Source organism: Streptomyces sp. NPDC005533 (assembly GCF_042871845.1).
Classification (GTDB): Bacteria; Actinomycetota; Actinomycetes; order Streptomycetales; family Streptomycetaceae; genus Streptomyces.
In genome coordinates this window covers 119,869-135,849 of the sequence record NZ_JBIAJH010000022.1, presented here as the reverse complement: position 1 = coordinate 135,849, position 15,981 = coordinate 119,869, and the positions used below count along the sequence as shown (strand labels likewise).

Below are 15,981 nucleotides of genomic sequence, written 5' to 3'. Positions count from 1 at the left end.
CTCAACCCCCGGGCACCTCAACCCCGGCCGCCCCTACGGACCCACCTCGGCCCCGCGGCCTCAGGACAGCGCCGGGCGGTGCACCGGAACCCCCTCCGGCACCGCCCGCCGGCGTGCCGTCGAGGTCCCCGTCCAGCACGTGCCGCGGCGGGCCAGCAGCCGGCGCAGCCACAACTCCATCGAGACCAGTTCCGCCAGCCCGTCCAGCGGGACCGGCCGGCCGTCCGCCGCGTCGAGCAGGGCCTGGCGCACCACCCGCGCCTCGATCAGGCCCGCGTCCGCGAGCAGCGGCGAGGCGAAGAGCGACAGCAGCTCGCCGAGGGCGGCGCGCAGCCCCAGCCGGGTCGCCGTCTCGTTGGGGGTGTGGGCCGTGGCGCCCCAGCCCGGCGGGAGTTCGCGCACCCCGGCCGAGGCCAGGACGCTGCGCAGGATCTCCGCCCGGGCCCCCGGCTGGACGCGCAGGGACTCGGGGAGGGCGCGGGCGGCGCGTACGACCTGGTTGTCCAGGAACGGTGCGTGCAGGCGCTGGCTGCGGACCTCCACGGCCTGTTCGAACACCCGGTGGTCGGCGGCGTGCCGGGCCAGCAGCGACCGCGCCCGGGCCTCCCCCGGCCGCAGCGACAGCGGCGGCCGGCCGGCCGCGACCGTGAGCCGGATCGACACCTCCGCCAGGGCCTCGCCCGTGAGCCAGCCGGCCGCGGGACCCGGCCGCGACCAGGTCAGGGCGGCGAGGGAGGCGTCCACCGGACCGGAGGCGCGCTCGGTGACCCCGCCGTCGCGGAGCCGGGCCGCGGCGGCTTCCATGCCCGCGCGGTACGTCGTACGGGCGAGTCTGCGGGCCGCCGAGTACACGGTGAGCGGCACCAGCAGGGACTCCCCGGCAGCTCCGGAGGCGGAGGCCGAACGGGCCAGCGCCGCCACCGGCCGCAACAGGTGACGTCGGCGGCGGTCCATCAGGAGGTCGGCCATGCGCGCCGGGTGGGCGTCGAGGACCTGCCGGGCGCCGTGGCCGGTGAAGTGGTCGGCCGAGCCGGCGGCCAGTCTGCGCCGCTCGCGGGCGGCGAAGACGAGCGAGGGGCCGGGTTCGTCGGTGAGCGGGCCGTCGAGTTCGGCGTACGGGAGGGCTTCCCCGGCGGCGGCCACCACGACGTGGTGCAGGCGCGGGTCGGCGGCGATGGCCCGGGCCCGTTCCAGTTCGGCCTCGCGCCCCTGCGGGGTGGCGAGGTCGTTGAAGGTGACCGCGAGCAGCCGTGCCCCGGCGGGGCTGAGCAGGGTGCCGGGCGCTCCCGGCAGACCGGCCGCGAGCAGGGCGAGGGTCGCGGAGGCGCTGCCGCCGGAGAGGTCGGCGCCCACCCCGGGGGCCGGGGCGCCGCGGGCCGCGCGCCGGTCGGCGGGGCCCATGCCGGGCACGGGGCCGGGATCGTACGGCGGCAGCGTGTCGGGAGCATGCCGCGGCGCCGTGAGCCGGGCGCGCACCGCGTCCACCAACGCTTCCCGTACGCCCTCCACCGCGCGCTCGGGATCCGCCTCGGGGGCGGCCACCGCGAGCGAGGCGACCTGCTCGTAGCCCGTGATCTCGCGGGAGCCCTCGCGCAGGATGAGCGCGTGCCCGGGCGGGATGCGGCGCACCCCGGCGTACGGTGTGCCGTCGCCCAGTGCCTCCGGGCTGTCGGGGCACGCCAGCAGGGCGGCGAGATGGCCGATGTCGAGCTGTGCCTCGATGAGGTCGGCGAGCGGGAGGGCGGCGGTGGCGTACGCCGTGCCGCTCGCCCACGGGGTGTAGAAGACGGGGCGCGCGCCCGCGAGGTCGCCGACGACGGTGATCCGGCGGCCGGCCTGCACGACGGCGGTGTAGCTGCCGGACCACTGGGTGAGGTGGCGCAGGGCTCCGCCGCGGGCGGCGTACAGGGCCCGCCTCAACTCGGCGTCGGTCGCGCCGCAGCAGCCGAGGACGGCGAGCCGGGTGAAGGGGTCGGCGGGGTCGGCGGTGACCGTGCGGATCTCGTCGGGGCGCCAGTCGCCGACGGCCCAGAGGGGGTCGGGGTCGCCCCAGAGGAGTTGGGCGCCCACGGGGTGGACGGTGCGTTCGGCGTCCGCGCCGGGGTCGTCCGCGTGGGCCGCGTCCGCGAGGCCGCCGCTCAGCGGGGCGCCGCCCTCGGCGTGCCCGCTCGGGCCCAGGCCGTGGCTGTTGACCCGGCCGGCCGTGCCGAAGCTCGCGGCGATACTGCTCCAACCCACCAACCAGCGCACCGCCGCCTCCCCAGCCTGTGGGCACATGACCGGGGCACGGGCAGTACGGTCAGCGCTGAGGGCGCGGCCGACGGGACCCCGGGTGGCTCGGGTCCATGCTGCCACGGGACAGGCGTGCGAGAGTGGTTAAAGGGGGCGCACATGCAAACGAACACGCCCCGGCCACTCGGTATTTGGCGTTCCGTTCCCCCCGCCCCATAGGTCGCTTTCAGCCATTCTTCGGCCGTCGGAAGAGTCCCCCCGGGCCGGCGGAGCCCGGTGCGCGGGCGCGGTCCGGGAGGCGGAATCCGCCCCCCGGACCGTTCCGCCACCCGCGGGGATTGAGGTAGCGGCATCCCCCGGCCCGCCCGATCCGCGCAGCGGGCCGACCCACGCACCGCACATCGAATCGCCGGGCCACCGGACCGGCCAGAGCGCACGGGTGGGCGCACGGCCACACAGGCGGAGCACGCGATGACACGTGCGCCCCGGCACCGGGCCCGGGGCGGACTGTGCAAACGGACAACAATCCCGCCAAACGGAAGTAAGGGCCTTAACGCTTGGGAGGCGGGGAACTACGCTGGGTTTACGAAATGCCGGGCGCCTATGCCCCGGCGGCGTCTGCGTTCCGCGTGTGACGAGGGGTGGCGCATGTCCAGGGAGCTCCGCGAGCCCAATGAGAAGCTCGGCGCCGTCCTCGCCCTCGCGGGCATCAGCAACGCCGGGCTGGCCCGGCGGGTCAACGACCTCGGCGCACAGCGCGGCCTGACGCTTCGGTACGACAAGACGTCGGTGGCCCGCTGGGTGTCGAAGGGGATGGTGCCGCAGGGCGCCGCCCCGCACCTGATCGCCGCCGCCATCGGCGCGAAGCTGGGGCGGCCGGTGCCGCTGCACGAGATCGGACTGGCGGACGCGGACCCCGCGCCCGAGGTCGGCCTGGCCTTCCCGCGCGACATCGGCGCGGCGGTGCGCTCGGCCACCGACCTCTACCGGCTCGACCTGGCCGGGCGGCGCGGCGGTGGCGGGATCTGGCAGTCGCTCGCGGGCTCCTTCTCGGTGGCGGCGTACGCGACGCCGGCCTCGCGCTGGCTGATATCTCCCGCCGACGGCTCGGTCGCGCGGGAGGCCCACGGCCCCGGCGCACACGGTTCGGCGGTCCACGGCCCCGCGGCGCAGAGCCCCGTACCTGCTGCCACCCCCTCGGCTCACGACCCGGCGACGAACGGGACGGCCGCTTCGGCGCCGGCGCGCGAGGCGACGGCACCGGGTCCGCGGCCCTCCCCGGAAGGCCGCACGACCGGACCCGCGACAGGCCCGATGGCAGGTCCGGCGACGGGTCCGCCGTCCACCGTTGTGCCCGCGCAGCCCGCCGCCGAAACGCTCCGCGACCACGGGCAGCGCGTGGGCCACAGCGATGTGACGAAGCTGCGCGAGGCCGCAGAGGACGCGCGCCGCTGGGACTCGAAGTACGGCGGTGGGGACTGGCGTTCCTCGATGGTCCCGGAGTGCCTGCGGGTGGACGCGGCGCCGCTGCTGCTCGGCTCCTACACCGACGAGGTGGGCCGCGCCCTGTTCGGCGCGACCGCCGAACTGACCCGGCTGGCCGGGTGGATGGCCTTCGACACGGGCCAGCAGGAGGCCGCCCAGCGCTACTACATCCAGGCGCTGCGGCTCGCCCGCGCGGCCGCGGACGTACCGCTCGGCGGGTACGTGCTGGCCTCGATGTCGCTGCAGGCGACCTACCGGGACTTCCCGGACGAGGGCGTGGACCTCGCGCAGGCGGCCGTCGAGCGCAACCGCGGCCTCGCCACCGCCCGCACGATGAGCTTCTTCCGGCTGGTCGAGGCGCGGGCGCACGCGAAGGCGGGCGATTCGTCGGCCGCGGGAGCGGCGCTGCGGGCGGCGGAGGGCTGGCTGGAGCGGTCGCGGGAGGGCGATCCGGATCCGACCTGGCTGGGTTTCTACTCGTACGACCGTTTCGCGGCGGATGCGGCAGAATGCTACCGGGATCTGAAACTGCCCCGGCAGGTACGGCGCTTCACCGAGCAGGCGCTGTCCCGGCCCACCGAGGAGTACGTGCGTTCGCACGGGCTGCGGCTGGTGGTGAGCGCGGTCGCCGAGCTGGAGTCGGGCAATCTCGACGCGGCGTGCGCGGCGGGCACCCGGGCGGTGGAGGTGGCGGGCAGGATCTCCTCGGCGCGGACGACCGAATACGTACGGGACCTGCTGCACCGGCTGGAACCGTACGGGGACGAGCCGCGCGTCGCGGAGCTGCGCGAGCGGGCCAGGCCGCTGCTGGTCACACCGGCGTAGGACCTGATCGGGCGGCGGGCCCCGGGGCCCGCGTGGCCTCGTTGTCGGTGCCGGGGTGCAGTATGCAGGGGTGGGAGGTGTCAGCGTGGGCGGCGGCATGGGCGTGGACTGCGATGTGCTGGTGATCGGCGGCGGGATCGTCGGCCTGTCGACGGCGCATGCCTTGTCGAGCCTGGCTCCGGGGACCAAGGTGGTCGTCCTGGAGAAGGAACCGGGCCCGGCCCGGCACCAGACCGGCCGCAACAGCGGTGTGATCCACAGCGGGATCTACTACCGGCCGGGATCACTGAAGGCGCGCTTCGCGGTGAGCGGCGCCGCCGAGATGGTCAAGTTCTGCGCGGAGCACGGAATTCCGCACGAGGTGACGGGCAAGCTGATCGTCGCCACGGAGCGGGAGGAGCTGCCGCGGCTGCACGCCCTGGTCCAGCGCGGCCGGGAGAACGGCATCCCGGTGCGCGAGCTGGGTCCGGCGCAGATCAGCGAGTACGAACCGGAGGTCCGGGGCCTGGCCGCGATCCACGTCGGCAGCACCGGCATCGTGGACTACGGCCGGGTGAGCGCGCAGCTGGCGGAGTCCTCGGGCGCGGAGATCGTCTACGGCGGCGCGGTGGACCTGATCTCCCGCCGCGCGTCGGCGGTGGCGGTCCGCACCACGTCCGGTCTGGTGGTCCGGGCACGGGTGCTGGTGAACTGCGCGGGGCTGCAGTGCGACCGGATCGCCCGCCTGGCCGGCGACGATCCGGGGATGCGGATCATCCCCTTCCGGGGCGAGTACTACGACCTGGACCGCCCCGAACTGGTCCGCGGGCTGGTCTACCCGGTGCCCGACCCGGCGTTCCCCTTCCTCGGGGTCCACCTCACCCGCGGCATCGGCGGCGGGGTCCACGTCGGACCCAACGCGGTGCCGGCGCTGGCCCGCGAGGGCTACGACTGGTCGACGGTGCGGCCCCGGGACCTCGCGGACGAGCTCGCCTGGCCGGGATCCTGGCGGCTGGCCGCCCGGCACTGGCGGTACGGGACGGGCGAGATCCACCGCTCCCTGTCGAAGCAGGCCTTCACCCGGGCGGTACGGCGGCTGCTGCCGGCCGTCACCTCGGCGGACCTGCGGCCCGCGGCGGCCGGGGTCCGCGCGCAGGCCGTCCTGCGGGACGGGACGCTGGTGGACGACTTCCTCATCCGGGACGCCCCGCGCACGGTCCACGTCCTGAACGCCCCCTCGCCCGCGGCCACCGCCTCGCTCCCGATCGGCCGTGAGATCGCCGCCCGGGTCCTTCGGACCCTCGGCTCGGCCTGAGCGGCCCCGAAGCCGGCGCCGCGCCGCTTCCCGGGCGCTGCGCCCCGGCCGCCGTGCGTGCGCCGCCCGCCTGTGCCTGCGCGCCGCCCGCCCCTGCCCGCAGACGCCGGGCAGGGCGGAAGTCGTAGAATCACGGCATTGTGTCTGAGTCCCTGAACCCCCAGTCGCCCAGCCTCCCGGACGCCGCGCCGGAGGCGAGTTCGTACGTGCCGCCCAAGTGGCGGACGGAGCCCCGCTTCCCCGACGGGCCCTCGCCGGATCCGGCCGGCTCGCACCACGAGCGGCGGATCCGGAGCTTCCAGCCCCGGCGCAGCCGGGTCACCACCGGTCAGGGCGAGGCCCTGAAGCGCTTGTGGGGCACCTGGGGCCTGGACATCGACGGCCGCGAGGTCATCGACCTGAACGCGATGTTCGACGGCCTCCCCGTCGTTCTGGAGATCGGCTTCGGCATGGGCGAGGCCACCGCGCAGATGGCCGCCGAAGACCCCGGCACCGGGATCCTCGCCGCCGACGTGCACACCCCCGGACAGGGCAACCTGCTCGCGCTCGCCGAGCGCGGGGGGATGACCAACGTCCGCGTGGCCAACGGCGACGCGATCATCCTGCTCCGCGAGATGCTGCCGGCCGACTCCCTCGCCGGGATCCGCGTGTACTTCCCGGACCCCTGGCCCAAGGCCCGCCACCACAAGCGCCGACTGATCCAGCCCGAGTTCCTCACGCTGGCCGCCACCCGCCTGGCCCCCGGGGCCGTACTGCACTGCGCGACCGACTGGGAGCCGTACGCCGAGCAGATGCTCGAAGTCCTCACCGCGCACCCGGACTTCGAGAACACGCAGCCCGACGGCGGCTACGCGCCGCGCCCCGCGTTCCGGCCGCTCACCCGCTTCGAGGGCCAGGGCCTCGACAAGGGCCACGTCGTACACGACTTGCTCTTCCGTCGCAGGCAGAACTGACAACGTCACGGCGCGTGTCAGACCGGATCGCTAGGGTCATGGTGTGTTCCGAGCGCTCCTCGCTGTGCTCGCACGTCCGTCGGGCACGGTCCGCACGTGCGTGCTCCTCGTCCTGCTCGCCGTCACCGGCGTCTCGATCCTCGAACTCGTGCGGGAGCAGACCGGTACCCCGGGCTTCCTCGTCGGTCTCGCTCTGGCCGTGCTGCCGGTGGCGCCGCTCATGGCGGCCTTCCGGTGGCTCGGCCGGGCCGCGCCCGCGCCCTGGCCGCAGCTGCTGTTCTGTTTCGGCTGGGGCGCCTGCGCCGCGGCGCTGATCGCGATACTGGCCAACAACTTCGCCACCGAGTGGATAGCTGCGGCCACCGCCGATCCCTCCGACGCCGATCACCTGGGCTCGGTGGCCGTCGCCCCGGTGGTGGAGGAGAGCGCCAAGGCGGCGGCCCTGCTGCTGGTGTTCGTGTTCCGAAGGCGCCATTTCACCGGGCCCGCCGACGGTTTCGTCGTGGCCGGATTCACCGCCACCGGCTTCGCCTTCACCGAGAACATCCTCTACCTCGGCAACGCCTACGGTGAGGACCTCGCCGAGGGCTCCGGCGTGCTGGAGTCGGTGACGGCGGCGACCTTCTTCGTCCGGATAGTGCTGTCTCCGTTCGCGCATCCGCTGTTCACGGTGCTCACCGGGCTCGGTTTCGGGGCGGCCGCGCTCAGCGCGCGCCGTTCGCGCCGGATCTGCCTGCCGCTGCTCGGTCTGGCGCCGGCCATGGGCATGCACGCGCTGTGGAACGGCTCCTCGCGGTTCGGGGACCACGGCTTCTACACGGTCTACGCCTTCGTGATGGTCCCGGCGTTCGGGCTGCTGGTGTGGCTGGCGGTGTGGATACGGCGCGGTCGGCTGCGGGTCGTGTCCGGGGAGCTGGCGGTGTACGCGGCCGCCGGCTGGATCGGCCCCGCCGAGGTGCCGGCGCTGGCTTCGATACCGGCCCGGTCGCTGGCGCGCGCCCTGGCCCGGCGCACCGGTGGCCGGGCCGCCGGACGCGCGGTCGCCCGGTACGAGGCGGACGCGGCCGCCCTGGCCCTGCTGCGCAACCGGGCGCGCCGCGGCGGCCCGCTGGGGGAGCCGGACTTCGCCGGCCGGGAGAAGGAGTTGCTGCACCTGCTCTGGCAGCGCCGTGCGACGGCGGGCCCGGCGCTGGCCCGGGCTGCGGTCATGGAGGAGCTGCTGCCGCCGTCGTTCGACCCCTTGCGAGTTCCCCTGGCCGTCCCCGCGCCGGCGGCCGCGCCGCCCGCCGTACCCGTGCCGCGGCGGGCGGGGCCGCAGCTCAGACGTTCAGGCCCTTGGACTCCAGCCAGGCCAGCGGGTCGATCGTCGAACCGCCCTTGCGTACTTCCAGGTGGAGATGGGGTCCGGTGACGTTGCCGGTGGCGCCGACGCGGCCGATGGTCTCGCCGGCGCCGACCGCGCCCGAGGTCACGGACATCGAGGACAGGTGGCAGTACCAGACCTCCGTGCCGTCCTCCAGCTCCAGCACGATCCGGTAGCCGTACGCGCCGGACCAGCCGGCCGAGGTGATCTTTCCGGCGGCCACCGCCTTGGCGGGGGTGCCGGTCGGGGCCGCGAAGTCGAGGCCGGTGTGGTGGCCGGAGGACCACATGGAGCCGGAGTCGCCGTAGTGCGAGGTGAGGGTGTAGGCGGAGGTCGGCAGGGAGTAGCCGCCGGCGGATCTGGCGCGCTCCTGCTCGGCCTTGGCCTCGGCGGCCTTCTGCGCGGCCGCGGCCTCTTCCGCCGCCTTCGCCTCGGCCTGGGCCTTGGCCTCCTCGGCCGCCTGACGGGCCGCCTCCAGCTTGTCCTTGGCCTCCTGGGCGGCGGTCTCCTGCGCGGCCCGCTCGGCGTCCGCCCGGGCCTTCGCCTCGGCGGCGCCCTGCTGGGACTCGGCCTGCTGGAGAATGCGGTTGCGCAGCGCCTCGCCGGCGTCGGCGGTGCCGCTGTCGCTCTGCTGCGCGAGGATCCCCGTCCGTGCGGCCGCCTGGGCCGCCGAGCCGGAGCCCCCGTCCGACTGGCGGGAGTCGTCGCCGGACATCAGACGGGGCAGATCGGATAGTTCGGGCATCGACGGCAGGGATATCGCCACCTGCGGCCGGTCCTGCGCGTGGGCGATACCGCCGGCGCCGACCGCCGCGATGACGCCGACACCGAGGACGGTGGAGCTGCGCGCGAGCCCCCCGCGCTGCTTGGCGATCCTGTGCTTGCCGCGGACCGGACGGACCGAGTCCTCGGTGGGGTTCCACTCGCCCCAGGCGCCCGCGGTGGGCGGCTCCTGGATCTCGGTGCCTTCAGGGGCAGGCAAGTTGGAGGCCACCGGGGCACACTCCTCATTGACGCGCACGCGCACGGCGCCGTCTCTTGCGACGGCTGGGACGACCGCGCTGCGTTATCGAAAGGTAATAGACGCAGGGGAGTGATTCCAAGCTGTTGCGCTTGATCGTTCGCACCAATCGGCCACGCAATGGCTGGCTCTGGCCAGGCCTTTTCGCCGCAGAAGGCCATCAACTCGGGCAAAAATCAGGCAACTCCCCCCTCTCTTCGGCCACACGCAGAACATGACACCGCGTCAATAAACTTGCAGAGAGCATCACTTCGCACACAGTGCGTCACGCAGCGTCGTCGCGGCGCACCACCGGCACGGTCCTGCGCCGCTCCGGCTGCCGCGGCTCGGGCCGGCCCACCGCGAGCAGCGCCATGTCGTCCGTGGCCCCGCCGCCCGTGTGCCGGCGCACATCGCTGCTGAGCGCGCTGAGCAGGTCATGCGGCCCGGGGAAGATCCGCCCGCGCAGCCGGGCCGCCGGATCGTAGAAGTCGCCCGCCCTGTCGCGGGCCTCGCTCAGGCCGTCCGTGTAGAGCAGCAGGGTGCCGCCCACGGGGAAGGGCCACTCCTGCGCCCGGTCAGGCCGGCCGCCCAGCTCCCCCAGGCCGAGCGGCAGGGCGCGCTCCGCCGGGGCGAGGACCGCCAGCTCCCCGTTCCCGTGCAGCAGGAGGGGCTCCGGATGCCCCCGGTTGAGCAGCCGCAGCACCTCCGCGCCCGGCGGGACCTCCCCGAGCACGCACGTGGTGAACCCCTCCACCGCGTCCAGGCCGTCGCGCCGGGTGCCCTCCCGGGCCAGGGCCCGCTCCAGCCGCTGCGCCAACGCCTCCAGGGTGGGCTCGGTCTCCGCCGCCTCCCGGAACGCTCCGAGCACCACCGCCACGGCCTCCACCGCCCCCAGCCCCTTGCCCCGTACGTCACCCACCGCGAGCCGCACTCCGTACGGGGTGTCCTGGACGGCGTACAGGTCCCCGCCGATGAAGGCGTCGGCCTGCGCGGCCTCGTACCAGGCGGAGACGTGCAGTCCCCCGATGCGCTCGGCGGGCTCGGGCAGCACCGCCCGTTGCGCGGCCTCGGCGATCCCGCGCGCGGAGGCGAGCTGCTCGCCGCTGCGCCGCACCACCCGGTTGATCAGGAGCGCCAGCCCGGACACGGTCACCACGGTGGCCAGCTCGGTCAGCGTCTCGACCTTGCGGCCGGTGCCGTTGTGGAGGTGCAGCAGGAACACCGCGAGCGAGGCCAGCAGGCCGGTCAGCACCGTGGCCCGGAACGTGTAGAGCGGGGCGGCGACCAGCGGGGCCGCGGAGAAGAAGGGGGATCCGGTGAAGCTGGGCGGGGTCAGCAGGCTGAAGGCCGTGCCGAGTGCGATCAGCGCACCCGGCAGCACCCGGACCACCCGCCGGGCCGGACCGCTCCCGCCAGCGCTCCCGCGACCGCCCGCGCGCCCACCGTTGCCCTGTCGGCCCAGCCCCGCCACGCTGCTCTCCTGCCGCCCGGATCCCTCGTACGGATGCGGGCCCGCCGCCGCCACGCCCCTCAAGGCTGGCGGCAGGAGCGGCCGGAAGGCGAGCCGGCGGCGGCCGGACGGGTGACGGGGCGTGAGGAGCGGGGACCGTGGGCGGGACCGAGATCGGGGCCGGGGCCGGGCGGGCCGGGGCCGGGAAACGACGAAGGCCCGGCTCCCCAAGGGGAACCGGGCCTTCGTACTGAGTAGCGGGGGCAGGATTTGAACCTACGACCTCTGGGTTATGAGCCCAGCGAGCTACCGAGCTGCTCCACCCCGCGTCGGTAAACACAACTCTACGCCATCCGGGGGGAGCCCTTCGCCAATTAACGGCCGACCCGCCCCCGGATCCACATCGCCGCAGGTCAAAGCCCTGAAACCGACCCCAGACGGGCACTCTGCGGAACTCCGCTGAGCAAGATCGTCTCTGTTGCGGGCCGGTGACACTTCGGGAATCGTTCCGGGATCAGGCGCGGGCGATGATTCACCTGTCGCCAAGGCCAGGGGGAACACGAACCGGCCGGGCGACACCCACCACACCAACCGGCTCGGCCCTCCGCCGATGCCCCTGTGATTCCCGGGGGGAGTCCACCATGTCCGTTCGCACCGCAGCCGCCATCGCAGTCGTCGCCGGCGTCGTCACCACTCTGCTGCCGTTCTCGGCCACCGCCGCGTCCGCCGCACCCGCCACCGACGACCACGCCGTGCTGCGTACGGAGATGGGCGCTCCCGTCCCGAACGGCCCGCTGACCCGCGGCGGCGCCACCGAGTCCTTCGACCTGACGGTGAAGAACCCGACGGGCAAGGCCGTCACGTACACCCCGTGGATGCTCGTGGACCCGACCGGCCCGAGCCGGCTGAAGAAGGACGACGTCGTCTTCAAGGTCGAGGCGGTGGACGCCCCGGCGACCGGCTCCTCGATCGGCCAGCAGGACGGCGGGTGGCAGGGCACCTTCTTCCCCGCCGGCGGGCCGGGCGGGGCCGCGGGCGGCTTCGACGTCCCCGCCAACGGCAAGATGACCTGGAAGGTCACCATCGGCCTCGGCGCGAACTACCCCACCAACGACGGGGACTTCAGCCTCAGCGCCACCAGCTCCAACAACTCCGTGGCCGCCGGCGGCGCGGCCTCGCACACCTTCAAGGTCGACCCGCAGATCAAGACGGGCGAGCTGAAGACCTGGTTCAAGCAGGTCGACTCCGGCAAGGACGGCCGGGAGCAGCGCGCGTACCTGGACCTGAACTACCAGGCCACCGGCGACGGCACCTTCGGCACCGCCCTCGCGACCAGCCTGAGCCTGTCCCACCCGGGCGGGCAGGAGGCGGACTTCCGCGTGCAGGCGCTGTTCGACGGCCGCTGGCAGGACCTGAAGGCCGAGGACAGCCGCTACGAGCTGCCGCAGATCCCCAAGGGCTTCGGCGCCGCCGACGGCGTCCACACCCTGCCGCTGCGGGTCAGCCTGGGCAACCGCACCAAGCTGACGAAGCGGACCACGGTCACGATGGAGGCCGAGGTCCGTCACGCCGAGGGCAACTCCTACCCGCTCAAGACCGGCTCCGTGCAGTTCCCGCTCGTCCCGTTCGCGGAGACGGTGCCCACCGCCAGCCCCTCCACCACCCCCTCGGTCCAGCCGGCCGTCGCCACCTCCACCGGCAACGGCACCGTGACGGCCACGGGCACGACCAAGACCACGGCCACGACGGCGACCACGGCCACCGGCTCCCTCGCCACCACCGGCGCCGGCTCCTCCACCGGTCTGTACGCCGGTCTCGCCGCCGCCCTGGTCGCGCTCGGCGCGGCCGCCACCTGGCTCGGTCGCCGCCGCCGCGGCCTCTCCGCCTGATCCCCACCCCGTACGCACCTGCGCCCCACCCGGTCGGACCGGGTGGGGCGCAGGTGCGTACGGGTCCGGGTCAGCCGTCGGCGGGCGTGCGCCGGCGGGTCAGCACGTGGGTGGTGGAGCCGTCGTCCTCCCGCAGGTCCCGGACGTGCGTGAAGCCGATGCGGTGCAGCAGGCTCAGGGAGGCCGTGTTGGCGGCGGCCACGGTGGCGTGCACCTCGGTCAGGCCGAGGGTGGCGAAGGCGTACGCGACGATCGCCTCCGCGAGCTCGGTGCCGAGGCCCGAGCCCCAGGCCTCGGCGGCCAGGGCGTAGATGATCTCGTGTCCGTCGACCTCGTCGGTCCGCTTGATCTCGGCGTGCCCGATCAGCTCGCCGCCCCGCCGCACGGCCCAGACGTCGAAGAGGTCCTCGGCGTAGACCTTGGTGAAGACCCGCCCGAAGAGCGCCCGGTCCTCGGCCTCCGTAACGGGGCCGTCCCCCATCCACCGGGACACCCGGCTGTCCTGGAAGAGGGCCACGAAGCGTTCCTCGTCCTCGGGGACGTACGGCTCGAGGAGCAGGCGTTCGGTGCGCAGGACTGGAGTCACGGGCGACGACGCTACCCGCACCGTCCGGGACGCTCACCGGGTTTTCCGGGCCGCTCCCGTGGCATGACGGCACGTCCGCTCGCGTGGCCCGGCCGGAAACGACCGAGCGCCCCCTCCGGCCGGAGCCGGAAGGGGCGCTGGGCGCCGGGCAGGAGGCTTCGCCCCCGCCCGTGAGCGGTAGGCCATGTCGGACTCGAACCAACAACCAACGGACTAAAAGGCCTGTTCAGGCCGCCGAATCCTGCCGATTTGTGCGCCCCCGATCCAGCCGTTCCAACACGTCCGCTCACGCATCGCTCACGCATGCTGCCGCCCTCATCAGGCGGAGGTTCTGGCGCGCAAACCCCCCGGGGCCGATGACGACGTGCGTACAGAGCCGGCCCGGTTTATCGCCCCTGGATGTCCGCATGGTCCGAGGAACCATCACCGGAGACTGCTGCCGCCGACGCGCTTGCAGTCCCTTGCAAGATCACCGGTCCGTCAAGGCCGCTCCCCCGCCTGACGCAGCCTGGTTTTACCGGACGTTTCTCGAGGCAGTGGTCTCGATCGCTCATACCTGTGGTGCTGCGGAGATCACGGTTGAGGGGGCTGGACGACAGCAGTCATCACTGGGACACGGAACGCGGCAGCCGCCGCGCAGCGCGCGCAAATGATCGACTCCGTGATGGGAGCTGTGATCCACACTGCTGCCACAGGGGACGGAAGCCAGTGATCTTCAGGTCCGTCTGCCGGACCAGCGATCGGGAAGGTTGACGGCCCCGGAGCTGGGTTGGCGGAAACCTGTCCCTGGCCCACGGCCAGGCCAGGGCACACTTGTACGGTTCCAGGGCGGCCAGGCATAGGAGGGGGAGCCTTGGAGCTGGAACACCGAACAGAGAACTTCGTCAACGCGTCGTGGTCCATGGTGGATCTCAGGGACCTCATCTACGACATGGTGGGCCTGCTCTTCACCGAGCTGAGCCAGCACGGTGGGATGGCGGGAGACGACGGCGCCGGGCGGGCTTTCGCCGCTGTGTACAAGCCGGCGGTGGCGACCGTGTTCGCTTCGGCAGGCCGCGCGCACCAGGTCATGGCGAACGGAGCCGGCACCCTTCTCAAGGCCGCCGAGGACTTCGTCCGGCAGAACAGTGAGATCGCTGCGTCATTCCTCGATCAGAGCCTGGCTGCCCCTGGTATCGGTCCACAGCCGTCCGGCCCGGACTGCAACCCGCGTGTCAGTCACAAGGCCGAGGATCTTCCCGAGGTCGTCGGCGAGACGAGCTGGACCGACCAGTACCTCCTCGACAAGCGCTTCCATGGGTAGCGCGACAAGTTGCGCAAGACAGCAGCTGTCTGGAATTCGGCCGCGAAGATCCTCGAAGACGCCTACTGGGACTCCGGGACAGCTTGGAAAACCGCGACCGCCAACCAACAGGGCGATACGGCGACCGCGGTGGAGCAGTTCTTCAACCTGTTCGTGGGAAAGACGCCGCCACCCATCGAAGTGGGTGGCGAAGAAACCCTGATGGCGAACCTCCCCACCGCCTGCCGCATGATCGCCAAAGCGTGCGAGGCGTACGCGGACCACGTCGAAACGGCATCGAAGCGCATCCCCGAAGAGTCGAACCCCATCACGGGTGACACCTTGCTCCCCTGGGACCGCGCCCGCTTCGGCGGCGACGGACACGACGGCGGGCTGCACGAGCTGGTCTCCGGCGACATGCGCATCGCGAGCCTGGGCAAGATCCCGCCCGCCATGGACAGCTCCCAGGCGCGCGTCCCCATGCCCCAGCCCGACGGCGGCGGCTTCCTGCCATCGCTGCCGCCCTTCCTGGCGCCCCTGGTCCGTGCGCCGCTCCTGGTCCCGGTGGCGTACCGCCCCGCGAACGGGCCGCGGGTCCAGCCGATAGCGCCACCGACGCCGCCCAACCCGCGGTTCCCTCCCCTCACGCCACCGCAGCAGCAGAACTTCCAGACCTGGCTGAACTCGCTGCGTGCGGGCGACGTCTCGGGCGGCAAACCCGCCGAGGTCGCCTATCAACTGCGTGTGGCCGGCTATCCCGAGTACGAAGTCCCCATCGCCCCGGGCACCGGCAAGGGCACCACCCTTATGGTCGACGGTTTCCGTGACAGCGACGGGATGGCTGTCGAGGCCAAGTACGTCAACAACCCGGGCAAGAAGTGCTACCGCTCGCTGGAAGAGCTCCGCGCCAATCACCAGACGGGCAAGAAGGAGTTCCTCTTCGACCCCGACCGGAACGAGCTGCAGAAGTACGCCGCCGCACTGAACGACCCTCGCAACACCGAGATGCGCGGAGTGGAAACCGTAACCAACAATCCTGACTCCGTCGCCTACTGGCGCGTGATGATGGCGGCACACGGCGTCAAGGGCTATGCCCGCTACGTTCCCTGACCCACCCTGCCCCGCCGAGGAGTACACCCGTGGACGCGTCCCAGCTCGCCGAACTGCGCACCATGTACGTCTTCACCCCCATAGAGGGGCAGACCTGGGGGCTGACGTACGACAGCCTGAAGGCCAGGCTCCTGGAGCGCGATCCGGACGAGTTCATCCGGATCCAGGAGGGCGGGCAGGTCCGAGGTTCGGCCATGCACTATGGCATCACCCTCGACGGTGAAGAGCTCGAAGGGTACGCACGGGTCCAGCCGGAAGGCATCTCGATCCTCGACTCCACCGCCCGGACGGCTGCGAACTTCGTAGGCTGGCTCCGGGAGCACGTCGTCCCGGAAGGTGTGGCGATGACGTTCAACACCGCGTGGGGGCTGGAAGAGGATCTGCCTGACGCCACTGTCCCCGAAGTGACACGGCCCCGGCTTGTCGCAGCCTTCCTTACCCACCTCGAAGCCACCGGCCTGGAATGAGCGCACAGGGGCGATGCAGCAGTCCTGCCGCGTACTACCCGC

12 protein-coding genes and 1 tRNA gene are annotated in these 15,981 nt (G+C 73.1%); 8 read left to right on the top strand and 5 right to left on the bottom strand.

What is annotated here, in order from left to right:
- Window positions 1–60 precede the first annotated feature (60 nt).
- Entirely contained in the window at window positions 61–2,250 is a 2,190-nt protein-coding gene (locus tag ACFYP3_RS22950; RefSeq protein ID WP_388835452.1) for an asparagine synthase-related protein, read from the bottom strand.
- A gap of 630 nt (window positions 2,251–2,880) precedes the next feature.
- Between ACFYP3_RS22950 and ACFYP3_RS22945 the strand changes: the two genes are divergently transcribed.
- From ACFYP3_RS22945 to ACFYP3_RS22930, 4 genes are all read left to right on the top strand, one after another.
- Window positions 2,881–4,542 carry a sporulation protein gene (locus ACFYP3_RS22945; RefSeq protein ID WP_388835450.1) on the top strand — a complete coding sequence of 554 codons (1,662 nt, stop codon included), beginning with the start codon at window positions 2,881–2,883 and terminating at the stop codon, window positions 4,540–4,542.
- Window positions 4,543–4,639: 97 nt separating this feature from the next.
- Window positions 4,640–5,836: an L-2-hydroxyglutarate oxidase gene (gene lhgO, locus ACFYP3_RS22940; RefSeq protein ID WP_388835486.1), complete on the top strand. Its 1,197-nt coding sequence runs from the start codon at window positions 4,640–4,642 to the stop codon at window positions 5,834–5,836.
- 206 nt (window positions 5,837–6,042) lie between these two features.
- Complete coding sequence (gene trmB, locus ACFYP3_RS22935) at window positions 6,043–6,789, top strand: tRNA (guanosine(46)-N7)-methyltransferase TrmB (protein WP_388835483.1); 747 nt, start codon at window positions 6,043–6,045, stop codon at window positions 6,787–6,789.
- Between the two features lie 43 nt (window positions 6,790–6,832).
- Window positions 6,833–8,200 (top strand): PrsW family intramembrane metalloprotease, encoded by a 1,368-nt coding sequence (locus tag ACFYP3_RS22930; protein ID WP_388835447.1) that lies wholly within the window; start codon window positions 6,833–6,835, stop codon window positions 8,198–8,200.
- On the opposite strand, the gene ACFYP3_RS22925 is transcribed toward ACFYP3_RS22930, so the two are convergent.
- From ACFYP3_RS22925 to ACFYP3_RS22915, 3 genes are all read right to left on the bottom strand, one after another.
- Window positions 8,109–9,146, bottom strand: coding sequence for a M23 family metallopeptidase (locus tag ACFYP3_RS22925; RefSeq protein ID WP_388835444.1), 1,038 nt, complete (start codon window positions 9,144–9,146; stop codon window positions 8,109–8,111). The genes ACFYP3_RS22930 and ACFYP3_RS22925 overlap by 92 nt on opposite strands.
- Window positions 9,147–9,438: 292 nt before the next feature.
- On the bottom strand, window positions 9,439–10,626 hold the full coding sequence (locus ACFYP3_RS22920) for a PP2C family protein-serine/threonine phosphatase (protein ID WP_388835440.1): 1,188 nt from the start codon (window positions 10,624–10,626) through the stop codon (window positions 9,439–9,441).
- Between the two features lie 234 nt (window positions 10,627–10,860).
- Window positions 10,861–10,934, bottom strand: a tRNA-Met gene (locus tag ACFYP3_RS22915).
- A gap of 312 nt (window positions 10,935–11,246) precedes the next feature.
- Here ACFYP3_RS22915 and ACFYP3_RS22910 point away from each other — a divergent pair.
- A complete protein-coding gene (locus tag ACFYP3_RS22910) occupies window positions 11,247–12,494 on the top strand; it encodes a hypothetical protein (protein WP_388835438.1) in 1,248 nt (415 codons plus the stop codon).
- Window positions 12,495–12,564: 70 nt separating this feature from the next.
- On the opposite strand, the gene ACFYP3_RS22905 is transcribed toward ACFYP3_RS22910, so the two are convergent.
- Window positions 12,565–13,080, bottom strand: coding sequence for a GNAT family N-acetyltransferase (locus ACFYP3_RS22905; RefSeq protein ID WP_388835435.1), 516 nt, complete (start codon window positions 13,078–13,080; stop codon window positions 12,565–12,567).
- 853 nt (window positions 13,081–13,933) lie between these two features.
- Between ACFYP3_RS22905 and ACFYP3_RS22900 the strand changes: the two genes are divergently transcribed.
- From ACFYP3_RS22900 to ACFYP3_RS22890, 3 genes are read left to right on the top strand one after another with little or no spacing between them, the layout of a single operon-like run.
- Window positions 13,934–14,383 (top strand): hypothetical protein, encoded by a 450-nt coding sequence (locus ACFYP3_RS22900; RefSeq protein WP_388835432.1) that lies wholly within the window; start codon window positions 13,934–13,936, stop codon window positions 14,381–14,383.
- Window positions 14,384–14,392: 9 nt separating this feature from the next.
- The gene (locus tag ACFYP3_RS22895) at window positions 14,393–15,472 is read left to right on the top strand and encodes a restriction endonuclease fold toxin-2 domain-containing protein (RefSeq protein ID WP_388835429.1); all 1,080 of its coding nucleotides are present in this window, start codon (window positions 14,393–14,395) and stop codon (window positions 15,470–15,472) included.
- A gap of 29 nt (window positions 15,473–15,501) precedes the next feature.
- A complete protein-coding gene (locus ACFYP3_RS22890) occupies window positions 15,502–15,939 on the top strand; it encodes a hypothetical protein (protein WP_388835426.1) in 438 nt (145 codons plus the stop codon).
- Window positions 15,940–15,981: the final 42 nt, after the last annotated feature.

Bases quoted from the DNA above. Each gene is read 5' to 3' on its own strand.
- lhgO (WP_388835486.1), top strand. From the start codon at position 4,640: ATGGGCGTGGACTGCGATGTGCTGGTGATCGGCGGCGGGATCGTCGGC.
- ACFYP3_RS22910 (WP_388835438.1), top strand. From the start codon at position 11,247: ATGTCCGTTCGCACCGCAGCCGCCATCGCAGTCGTCGCCGGCGTCGTC.
- ACFYP3_RS22945 (WP_388835450.1), top strand. From the start codon at position 2,881: ATGTCCAGGGAGCTCCGCGAGCCCAATGAGAAGCTCGGCGCCGTCCTC.